Source organism: Candidatus Woesearchaeota archaeon, assembly GCA_026394965.1.
Lineage (GTDB): Archaea > Nanobdellota > Nanobdellia > Woesearchaeales > 0-14-0-80-44-23 > JAPLZQ01.
Genome location: JAPLZQ010000011.1, coordinates 1 through 10,952 on the forward strand (window position 1 = coordinate 1; position 10,952 = coordinate 10,952).

The 10,952-nt window shown below is 40.5% G+C and carries 9 protein-coding genes; 7 read left to right on the forward strand and 2 right to left on the reverse strand.

From position 1 onward, the window contains the following. Positions 1-192 precede the first annotated feature (192 nt). From topA to NTV63_00565, 7 genes are all read left to right on the forward strand, one after another. Positions 193-2,568, forward strand: a complete 2,376-nt coding sequence (gene topA, locus NTV63_00535) for a DNA topoisomerase I (GenBank protein MCX6709430.1) — start codon at positions 193-195, stop codon at positions 2,566-2,568. A gap of 59 nt (positions 2,569-2,627) precedes the next feature. Then, on the forward strand, positions 2,628-4,508 hold the full coding sequence (locus NTV63_00540; GenBank protein MCX6709431.1) for a hypothetical protein: 1,881 nt from the start codon (positions 2,628-2,630) through the stop codon (positions 4,506-4,508). A 419-nt stretch (positions 4,509-4,927) separates the two neighbouring features. Beyond that, the gene (locus NTV63_00545) at positions 4,928-5,632 is read left to right on the forward strand and encodes a hypothetical protein (protein ID MCX6709432.1); all 705 of its coding nucleotides are present in this window, start codon (positions 4,928-4,930) and stop codon (positions 5,630-5,632) included. A gap of 27 nt (positions 5,633-5,659) precedes the next feature. Further along, positions 5,660-6,964 carry a phospholipase D-like domain-containing protein gene (locus tag NTV63_00550; GenBank protein MCX6709433.1) on the forward strand — a complete coding sequence of 435 codons (1,305 nt, stop codon included), beginning with the start codon at positions 5,660-5,662 and terminating at the stop codon, positions 6,962-6,964. 464 nt (positions 6,965-7,428) lie between these two features. Beyond that, a complete protein-coding gene (locus tag NTV63_00555; protein ID MCX6709434.1) occupies positions 7,429-7,785 on the forward strand; it encodes a hypothetical protein in 357 nt (118 codons plus the stop codon). A gap of 67 nt (positions 7,786-7,852) precedes the next feature. After that, on the forward strand, positions 7,853-8,416 hold the full coding sequence (locus NTV63_00560) for a hypothetical protein (GenBank protein ID MCX6709435.1): 564 nt from the start codon (positions 7,853-7,855) through the stop codon (positions 8,414-8,416). A gap of 163 nt (positions 8,417-8,579) precedes the next feature. After that, positions 8,580-9,131, forward strand: coding sequence for a hypothetical protein (locus tag NTV63_00565; protein ID MCX6709436.1), 552 nt, complete (start codon positions 8,580-8,582; stop codon positions 9,129-9,131). A gap of 89 nt (positions 9,132-9,220) precedes the next feature. Here the strand turns inward: NTV63_00565 and NTV63_00570 are convergent, their stop codons facing one another. Continuing rightward, entirely contained in the window at positions 9,221-10,717 is a 1,497-nt protein-coding gene (locus tag NTV63_00570; protein MCX6709437.1) for an AMP phosphorylase, read from the reverse strand. A gap of 18 nt (positions 10,718-10,735) precedes the next feature. Then, a partial coding sequence (locus NTV63_00575; GenBank protein ID MCX6709438.1) for an AI-2E family transporter occupies positions 10,736-10,952 on the reverse strand: 217 nt, incomplete at its 5' end.

Sequence of the window (10,952 nt, forward strand, 5' to 3'; positions counted from 1 at the left end):
ATTTAAAAGATTGCGAACCAATATAGAACCAATACAAGTAAGCCCGTCCAGAGCAATTGCTTTCCTGCTGCAGTCAATTAGCGAAAAATCAGCCGGATTTTGGCTTTTTCAAAAGTTTTTTATAGGAGATAGGGGTTCGTAGAATAATATATCAAAGGCGCATCAAATAGAATATGGCGGTAAAAAGGTAAAATGCCAGCAAAAAAATCAAAACCAAAGGAAATTTCAGATGAGAATTCTCCCTCATACAGCCCGGGAAAGGGCTATGAGCTTATCATAACAGAGAAGCCCAAAGTTGCAATGAAGATTGCAGAATCGCTCTCTGAAGGGAAAATAATCAGGAATTCTGAAAAGGGCGTTCCCTACTATGAAATCAGCCGCTCAGGAAAAAAGATAATGGTGGGGTGCGCAGTAGGGCACCTGTTCGGGCTTATGGAAGAGGGCGGAAATAAGTGGAAATACCCTGTTTTTGACGTGGAATGGGTTCCGAATTACAAGATAGACAAGAAGGCAGACTACACCAAGAAATACATAGATGTTCTTAAGAAGATTTCAAAAGGGGCAGACAGCTTCACAGTTGCAACAGATTACGATGTTGAAGGAGAGGTAATAGGGCTTAATGTCATAAGGCACATATGCGGAAAAGAAGACGGCGCAAGGATGAAATTTTCTGCGCTGACAAAACAGGACCTTGTTAAAGCATATGAGAAGAAATCCCCGACAATTGACTGGGGGCAGGCTGAAGCAGGACTTTTAAGGCATGAGCTTGACTATTACTACGGAATAAACATCTCAAGGGCTCTTACTTCTGCAATAAAGACAGCAGGAACATTCCAGGTAATGAGCTCAGGAAGGGTGCAGGGTCCTGCGCTTAAGATAATTGTTGACAAGGAAGAAAAGATAAAGGCATTTGTCTCAAAAAAATACTGGCAGATTCTCCTTAAAGGCGAAACAGGGAACGGGCCAATAGAGGCATGGCACAAGATTGACAAGTTCTGGGAGAAGAAAGAGGCTGACTCTGTAATTGAAAGGACAACGGGCAAAAAATGCACAGTCTCAAACATGCAGAAGCAGGAAATAGAAAAAACTGCCCCAAATCCTTTTGACCTGACAACACTTCAGATGGAGGCATACAGATGCTTCAGGATAAACCCAAAAAGATGCCTTGAGATTGCGCAGTCGCTTTACACTGACGGATTAATATCATACCCGAGAACATCCTCGCAGCAGCTTCCAATTGAGATAGGATATGTGGGAATTCTTTCCAATCTTTCAAACCAGCAGGAATATGAAAATCTCATAAAAGGGCTGATAAGGCTTGTAAATCCGCAAAAAGCAAATGCCGGAATAAGCGAGGGGCTCTCAACTGCAAAGCTAATCCCGAACCAGGGCTCAAAGACTGACCCTGCACACCCGGCAATCTATCCGACGGGAATAGAGCCGAAGAAGATTGAAGGGGAGGAGAAAAAGCTTTATGACCTTGTCGTAAAAAGGTTCATCTCAACATTCGGAGTAAGCGCAAAAAGGGAAAGGGTTGCAATTGAACTCAAAATTGAAAATGACATTTTCAGCGCAAGCGGAATTACCACAAAATTCAGGGGCTGGCTGTCCCTTTACGAGCCCTATGCTGTTGAGAAGGAAGTTGAGCTTCCCAAGGTTGCAATAGGAGAGGAAGTTAAGGTAAAATCAATTGACGAGCTTGAGAAAGACACACAGCCTCCCAAGAGATACACTCCTGCATCAATAGTCAAGGAGCTTTCAAACAAGAACCTCGGGACAAAGGCAACAAGAGCCACAATCGTTGACACGCTTTTCAAGAGGGGATATGTCTCAGGGCAGTTCATTCAGGCAACTGAGATTGGGATAAAAACAGAAAAAACCCTGGAAAAATACTGCCCTGAAATAGTTGACGAGGAATTAACAAGGCACTTTGAGGATGAAGCTGACATGGTGATGGATAAAAAGAAGAAGAGGGAAGAAGTGCTTGAAGAGGCAAAAGCAGTCCTCACAAAAGTGCTTTCGCATTTCAGCACAAAGGAAAAGGAAGTCGGGCTTGAGCTGAAAGGCGCATACAGGGAAACAAGAAACACACAATCCCTTGTTGGAGAGTGCCCTGTCTGCCACAAGGGCTCATTAAGGATAATATTCTCAAAAAAAACAAGGAAAAGATTCATCGCATGCAATGCATACCCTGAGTGCAAGACAACATTCGGGATACCGCAGACAGGGCTCCTCAAGCCAAACCCTGAGAAATGCGAGCAGTGCGGCTCTTCAACTGTCCTTTTGATATACAAGGGAAAGCGCCCATGGAAGTTCTGCCTCAACCCCAACTGCCCAAGCAAGGACGAGTATAAGAGCAGGATGGCTCAGCAGAAGAACAAGGAAGTTCCAGGATTAACACCGATTATTGCTAAAACATCAGAACAGAAGCCAATTGAAAAGAAAGAAGAGAAAAAACCAAAGGCTGCTGTCAGGGAAAAAAAAGAGAAAAAGGCAAAAAAGAAAGCGCCATCAAAAAAATCCGCTGCAAAACCAGAGCAGAAGATAAAGAGCATTTATGAAATATGAAAATACCAGTTCATCCCATCCAAATATTAAACAAAAAAAATCATTTTAAAATCTAAAAAATGAGAGCAAAAAATCTGTTTTTTTATCCCATGCTTCTTATTTCAATCCTGATATTAATCCCAAATGCTTCTGCTGCGCACATGAAGCTTTTGGCTGTTGCAGAGGCAGAAGGGGGATATGAGGGAAGCGTAGCAGACCTTTACCTCTCTATAAACTCCGGGCTAGGAAGGGTTTTTGTGGAAACCTTCCCGATAATGAAGGTGGACACCCAGATTTCAACAAGGTTTGCAAAGGAAATTGCATGCCAAGAAGCAGGAGCAGCATGCTCGGCAATGGATTTCTTCTACACAATAAAGGCAAATTCGGCAATGATAGGGGGGCCAAGCGCAAGCGCAGCAATTGCAGCCCTCACCTATGCTGAGCTTAAGAATCTTAAGATAGATGAGACAGTGAGCGTCACAGGAACAATAAACTCAGGCGGGCTTGTCGGGGCTGTCGGCGGAGTTAAGGAGAAAATAGAGGCTGCTGCAAAAGCCGGGATAAAAAAAGTCCTTATCCCTGAAGGGGAAAACCTTGTTTTCAGTGAAAACGACTCTGAATCAATGGGCGGAGCAAACCTCACAAACATCAGCATATATGATTATGCAAAAAGCCTTGGAATTGAGGCAGTGGAAGTTTCAAACATCAGGGAAGTGATTTACTACACAACAGGGCACAGGATAAAGGAATTCTCAGGGGAAATAAAGATAGATGAGGAATACACAAAAATCATGAAAGGGATAGCAAACGAGCTCTGCGACAGGAGCGAATTGCTTGCTTCTGAAATAATCAAAAATCCCCTGTCAAAAGAAATGGAAAATAACCTCAGCGAATACTATCATGAAGCACTCAATTTAACTGAAAGATACAAGAATGAGATGATTTATGGAAATTTCTACTCTGCAGCAAGCTACTGCTTCGGGGCAAATGTCAAGCTGGGATTTGTTGAAAGGAAGATTCATAATATGAGCATTTCAGAGATAATAACTTATTCTGAGAATATAAAGAGCCAGATAAAAGATTCAAGAGAACTCCTAATCAGGAATTATGACACCATAACCGGGCTGCAAAGCTATGTCATAGTTGATTCGCGCATCTCAGAGGCAGAGGAATATGCAGATGAGGCGATGAAAAGCATTGCTGAGAATAAAAGCGCCGATGCAATCTACAGCCTTTCTTATGCTGAAGAGCGTCTTGTGAGCGCAAACCTCTGGAAGAGATTCTTTGAAATGCCCGGAAAAAAATTCAATTTCAATGAGGAAAACATGAGAAACCTCTGCCTGAACAAGATTTCAGAGGCAGAAGAGCGCCATCAGTATGCTGAAATATTCATAAAAGTCCCTCTTACTGCATCAGGAAACAGGATAAATGAGGCAATCGCAGATTCAAAGAATGGGGAATATGAAGCGTGCTTTGAGAAGGCAGGAAGGGCAAAGGCAGAGTCAGATGTTGTCCTAAGCCTTTACGGAATAACTGACAGTGATGTAAATAACCTTCTTGAAAAGAGGCTTGAAGCCACAAAGCAGATAATAATGAAGCAGGGCGCAGCAGGAATGTTTCCGATTGCAGGATTCAGCTACTATGAGTATGCAAACTCGCTGAAGGAGAATGACTTAAGCTCGGCATATTTATACTCGGGATATGCCCTTGAGATGAGCGGAATTGACATATACTTCAATAACGACAGCTGGCTCAGGACTGCTTATGCGCGCTACAGGGCGATAATCGGAATGGCAATGATATTCATATCAGGAGTTGCATTCGGTGCAGTTGGGATAATCTATCTTGCAAAAAGGAACTCTGAAAAAACCAAGACGGTGATAATTAAAAATAAGAAAAATAATAAAAGTAAAAGCGTGAAAAACAACAGGAATCCTGCAAGGAAAATAATTAAAAGATAATTCAAAAAGAGATTAAGATTTTTCTGGGATTATTCTGCGATTTCATTAATTAAAATTAATTTTATTAATTAAATTTTTACCGTAAATTAAATATGAAATCTTGTCTCATAATATTTCTACGAGTGCCGAGAAGATTAAAGCATTAACTCCATCTGAGAACAAGATTGATTATAAAACCCATGCAAGCAACCCGAAGGCTGCTTGCTTGGGAAAAAGAGGTGATAGATCGTTATTTTTTGATTTGTTTTTATTTTTCACTCGTAATTGTCTTTTTCTACTATATAGTGAAATAAACTTATATATAAGCATTTCGCTAATTGAGTATATATTTAGTATACGCCAGTAGTAACTAATTGGCTTGTTTTATGGGTTAAAGAGCGAAAACTATAAAAGGCTTTCGAGGAGAAAGCTCTTTTGCAATGGAAAAAGGAATGTGCGGGCTTTGCAGGAAAAGGAAAGGGCTCATAAAATTCAGGTATTCTCCGCTCCTCTGCGGGGAATGCTTCTCAAAAATCCTTGAGAAAAGGATAAGAAAGGGGCTGCGTGAGGAAAAGGCAGTGAAAAGAATAATTATGGCTGCAAAAGGGAAGGGAATCCTGATTCTGGATGACGGGACTTATGAAGCAAAAGCAACAATTTTCCTCATGAAAAAGATAAATCGCGGTTTCATGGCAAAGATTATTGTCAAAAAGAAAATTGCGATAAACGAGGATATTTTTGAGGATAAAAAAAGCATTTTAGAATGGAAAAGGCAGGGCTTTTCTGCAGTAATTCTTCCCTGGAGCTGCGAAAAGGAAGCGAATTATTTTCTTCGGGGATTATTCCATGAATGCAGGGCTGAAAATCTCGGGCTTGTAATTGAGAGGGATGGAGTTGTTTTTGTAAAGCTGTTTCTTGGGGCGATAGCGCCTGAACTTAAGTTCTACTGCAGGTTCAAGAAACTCGGCAATGCAATAAGGGAAAAATTCAGAAATGATTTTACCGGATGCATTGGAAAAGAGATTGAGCTTCTTGAAAAGAAATATCCTGGAACAAAATTCGGGCTTCTCAGAAGCGCGAAAGCAATGAAGAAAATCCTTTGGGGAAAAAGCCAAAAAACATCCGGAATGAACTGGGGAAGATAAATAAAGGCAAAAAAGAAAAATTATGGCATGGCTTTTACATCTGATAAGAGAACCTTAAGGATTCCCATTCTTCTTATTGCGATTTTCCTCTGCGCATTTCTCATAAACACACTGGAAAAGGAGAGTTTTAAGGCAGCAACTGGAAGGGCTTTTGCAAAAACTGAGGATGGAACAATAAATGCCTTTTTCTGCCCTGAAGAAGAGTGCAGGGAAAGGCTGATTGAGCTGATTTCAGGCGCAAATGAGGTAAAATGCGCTTTCTACACAATTGATGATAAGTTCGCTGATTTCCTCGCCAATAAAAGCAAGGAAATTAACTTAAGCATTGGGCTTGACAGCGATTCCTATGAAAAGATAAAGGGTAAATTGAACGGGAATTTCTTCCCAATATTCTCTGCGGGGATAATGCATAACAAGTTCTGCATATTTGACAGAAGAATTGTTTTTACAGGCTCATACAACCCTACAGAAGGGGATTCATACTATAATAACAACAACATTCTTGTAATAAGTTCAAAAACACTTGCGAAAAACTATGAAAGCAAGTTTGAGGAATTAAGATGCAGGAATATTGGCTGCAAAAGCGTTGCTTCAAGGGAAAATTTCCTGAAAATAAATGAGATTCCTGTTGAGAACTATTTCTGCCCCGAGGATTCATGCACTGACAAGCTGATTGGAAAAATCAGGAGCGCAAAGGAGAGCATTCTTTTCATGACATTCAGCTTCACTGAAAAGAAAATTGCAGAGGAAATCTCTGAAATGCAAATTAATGGAATTGAGGCAAAAGGGGTTTTTGAGAAGAGACAGGAGTCCAATTATTCAGTTTTCAAATATCTCAATGAAAGCGGAGTTTTGGTTAAGCTTGATGAAAATCCTTATGTCATGCACCACAAGGTTTTCATAATAGACAATGAAACTGTGATAACCGGAAGCTTCAACCCAAGCGCAAATGCCAACTACAGAAATGATGAGAACATCCTCATAATAAAGGACAGAGAAATTGCAGCGCGCTACCTTGAGGAATTCTCAGAGGTGTGGAATTATCCAAAAAATGATGCCTATGAATGCCCTGAATCAGAATGCCTGCAGATTTCCAATGTGAAATACAAGGGAGGAAAGGGAAAGGAGATTATTGAAATTTACAATCCTGCACCTTTTCCGAAGAATCTTGAATACATTTTCATAAAAAGCAGCAGAAACTCAATGCGGCTTTCAGGAATTATAAATCAGGGCTCATTTCAGGAAATCATCCCGAAATTTCGGCTTTCAGACAAAAACGGGACAATTTTTCTCTTAAACAGCTCAAGAATCATTGACTCTTTCTCATGGTAAAAAAAATCAAAAAAAGGCAAAACGCATAGCAAAAGTATCTCTCTATGCTTAATTATCTAAAAAGCGGGAACAATGCGCAGGAATCATAAAAATCCGCTGAGAGCATCCTGCTCCGCACTAAAGCCCAGAGAAATGCACGGCATTTCTGGGGCACAAGAACAAAGAAATTCTGAAAGAATTTCTTGTTCAAGAAATGCAACGCATTTCTTTGAATTGTAAAACAATTCTTTGTGTGCGGAGTTTGAACCGATGCTCTCTTAATCGCGGATTTTTAGGATACAAAAAGGCGCTGTATCTCGCAACTAAAGTACCAAAAATTCGCCAAGCGAATTTTGGCACAAGAAATTCCAAGGGAATTTCTTTGTAATGAGTTTTAGCGCCTTTTTTGTATAATACAACACTCTTGAATTTATTTTACCGCAAAAAATAAAAGAACTGCAACTCTCTTTAAACTGGGTGATAAAATGCAATCAGATTTGGAAAAGGAAATCTACATTCTTAGCGAAGGCGGCAGCGGAATAAGGGCAAAAATCCTTGACGACGGGCTGGTCTTCCTGGAAAGCGAAAAAAAATGGAATGCTGATTCAAGGTATTATGCGACAATTGAAGCTGCGATGGCCAAAAAAGATTCAGAAGGCAGAAAGCTGGAAAATGAAGGATATGCAAGGATATGTAATGAGCTAATAGACCCTAAAAATGCGATTTACTTTAAATCAGGGAATTCAGCATACCTGAGAATAGAGAAAATAATTGCTCTCCCAGATGAGATTGCTGAGGAGAACGGGATTCTCTCCTACAAAGGCAATCTTCTCAGGGCGTAAGCCGCATTTGAAAACCGCACAATCAGTATCAGAAAAGAGTTTAAATCAATTAAACGGGGGTATTATTATGAGATTGGACGAAGAAACTGAAATGAAATTGGAAGAAAGAACAGAAACTAAAACTTTTGTTACAATTTATGGCGTGCATGTTGGAGGATATAAAACAATAATTTATGACGATTTGGTTGGACCCATGCAAACTAAGGAATGGAGAAACGCTTACTTTTGCAATTCCGAGGAAACAGCAACGTTATTGGAAAAGATATTAACAGAGGGGATAATCGGAGATGGTTTCAGACCCTGCGCATCAGACCCCATTTACCATTCTGGCAGCAGCGACGTCAATCATTTTGAAGACCGCAACGACCATAGGACAGATAGATACTTGGCCAAAGATAAAAGAGAGGTAGAAAAAAAAGAAATCTCAGAAAATGATGGCTCGCGTTTCTATGGAAAATATAAAATAATGCAGAAGGAGGATTTAGAAAAAAATTGGGGGTTATACCAAAAGGCCAAGGAGGACAGATTGAACAATGGAGTGGCTGAGTTGAAAAAAGATAGCTTTGATCTTTATACACGCTGCTTAACAGAAATTTTAGGAGATACAGAAAGCAGAGAAGATGATTATTAAAAAGTTAAAAAAAATTAATTTTATGGCAAAAAAACAAGATAAATACAATTCAGTTAGTATCAAAGAAAAGAATTTTCATAAAACCCTTGCGGGGTTAGCAAACATAAGCAACCGTTAAGATTTACTGAAATCATTTTTTTTATTCAATAATGGGGGCATAAAAATGGAAAACACAACACCAAAATTAGAAGAATTGGTAGAAACCTGGATTGGAGAGATTGATTCAGAAGAAGCCAAAGCTCAGAACGTATCTGCACAAGTCACAGGAGAAAACATTTCATATTGCATCAACAGCATTATTAGATTCTATGACCAGAATAAAAATCCAGAAAAGGCTACTGAAATCGCTGAAAAAGCAATTGAAGCATATGAAAATTTAGGATGGGATGACAAGGCTACTGAACTGACTGAAGAATTAATTAAAGAATATGAATTTTTAAGAGAACATAATAGACATAACAGGACTGATCAAACGGCGAAAGAAGCAGAAACAACTCCTCACATTGGACTTTATGTTGGACAAAAAAAACGTTTGGAAGCTCAGAAAATTGCTTATGGTCTTGAGCGAAATGGGTATGATTATGTAGTCACGATTAACTCTGCGGAGCCGAATGATTTGGATATCAGCGTTAACGGAATCATGTTCAGTTGGGGTGAAGCTGACAGAATGATTGAAAGGCTTTTGATTCCAAAGGTAAAAAAAGACACTGGATGAAAATTTGATTAAATAGCTTGAATCGCAAGAAAATATGATGATCAGCAAAAATGAATCAATAATAGATAATCAAAAAAAGTAAAAGGATTTCAGTGTATTATTATTGCGTCAAAGCCGAGCTTATTCACAATCTCAATCGCATACTGCATCTTCTGCTTGCTGTCTGAATAAACTGTAAAGAGAGGCTCGCCGACAATAACCTTCTCATGCTTGTGCTTGTTAAGGTAGAGCCCGGCTCTCTTGTCCCTTGGGGTTCCTGCTGCCCTGCATATCTGCGAAATAAGCGTGCTGTCTATGTGTTCTATCTTACCGGATGCATATGCGGGGAAAACATAGGTAAGCTTTCCTGCCTCAATCTTGTTTTCATCAGGCACCTTTCCGCCCTGCGCCTCAATAATTTCAGTGAATTTCTTCAATGCAACCCCTGACTCAAGCATATTCTTGGCCATTGCCCTGCCCTGCCCCCTTTTGGCTTTTCCTCCCATCTCAAGAAGGAGCCCTGCCATGTAAAGGGACTTTTCCCTCAAATCAAGAGGAGCAAGGGGGCTGTTCTTCAAAACCCTGAGGATATCCCTCATCTCAAGAACAGCTCCAAACCCGTTTCCAATCGGCTGGCATCCGTCAGTAAGAATGACTTCAAAGCGCATCCCCATCCTTGCGCCTATTCTCATGAACTGCCGCTTAAGGTTCTTTGCAGCGCGCACATCCTGCATCTTTGAGCCCCTTCCCACAGGGATGTCTATAAGGACATGGGTTGCAGATACTGACTTCTTCTTCGCAATCACGCTTGCAAGAAGCTGCGCCTGCGCGTCAATTCCCATCGGATATTCAAGCTTGATAATCTTATCATCTGCAGGAGCAAGAGAAACTGCGCCTCCCCACACAAGACAGCCGTTGGTTTTTTTGACTATTTCTCCAATCTGGGATATGTTAAATGAAACTGGAGTAATTACTTCCATTGTGTCTGCTGTCCCTGCGGGGCTTGTGATTGCCCTTGAACTTGTTTTAGGGATTATCAGCCCTGCTGCAGCGGCAATCGGGACAATTATTGGTGTAGTCCTGTTTCCTGCAACACCCCCTATGCAGTGCACATCAAAAACAGGCGGCTCAAGCCTGAGAATGTCGCCTGTGTCAAACATTGCGCGGGTAAGGTTAACAATCTCATTAAGGTCAAGAGAATGTATGTAGCAGGCGCAAATAAAGTATGCAATTTCTGCGTCTGTTAGCTTGTTGTCAACAATATCCTTCATTATTTCATATATTTCATGGTAGGCAAGCCTTTTCCCATCCATCTTTTTCTTTATCAGTACAACAGAATCCGGCTTTTTCTCAAGAGTAACTTCAACATAATCCTTTTCCCTGCAGCCAATCTGATAAAGCGCCTCTTCAAACAGGGCAACTGTTCCAACAGGAACAACCTTGCTGCTTTCAGCAATATCAACGATTGTAACAGCACTTTTCTTTCCTTTTGTTACGCAAACCCTGTCACCCTTGAAAGTCCCAAGCTTTTCAGCATCAATGCTGTTTATGATTGCAACTGCTATTCCGCCGGTACTTATGTCCACATCCTTAACTTTCATTCTCATTGTATCACCGCTTTAGCATCAATTCACATCAAGGTATTCCTTCCTGTAAATGTCAACCAATGTAGAAAAGACTGCAAGGATTATGGGCCCTATGAAAATTCCTGTAAAGCCGAAAAAGGCAAGCCCTCCTGCAATCCCGAAAAATATAATCAGCGGATGTATTTTGGCGCGGTCTCCGATAAGCTTTGGCTTCATTATGTTGTCAATGAAGCTTATAATGCAGAAACCGTATATG

Coding starts and splice junctions, on each gene's coding strand:
- topA (MCX6709430.1), top strand. CDS start 193: ATGCCAGCAAAAAAATCAAAACCAAAGGAAATTTCAGATGAGAATTCT.
- NTV63_00540 (MCX6709431.1), top strand. CDS start 2,628: ATGAGAGCAAAAAATCTGTTTTTTTATCCCATGCTTCTTATTTCAATC.
- NTV63_00550 (MCX6709433.1), top strand. CDS start 5,660: ATGGCTTTTACATCTGATAAGAGAACCTTAAGGATTCCCATTCTTCTT.
- NTV63_00560 (MCX6709435.1), top strand. CDS start 7,853: ATGAGATTGGACGAAGAAACTGAAATGAAATTGGAAGAAAGAACAGAA.
- NTV63_00545 (MCX6709432.1), top strand. CDS start 4,928: ATGGAAAAAGGAATGTGCGGGCTTTGCAGGAAAAGGAAAGGGCTCATA.
- NTV63_00570 (MCX6709437.1), bottom strand. CDS start 10,717: ATGAGAATGAAAGTTAAGGATGTGGACATAAGTACCGGCGGAATAGCA.
- NTV63_00565 (MCX6709436.1), top strand. CDS start 8,580: ATGGAAAACACAACACCAAAATTAGAAGAATTGGTAGAAACCTGGATT.
- NTV63_00555 (MCX6709434.1), top strand. CDS start 7,429: ATGCAATCAGATTTGGAAAAGGAAATCTACATTCTTAGCGAAGGCGGC.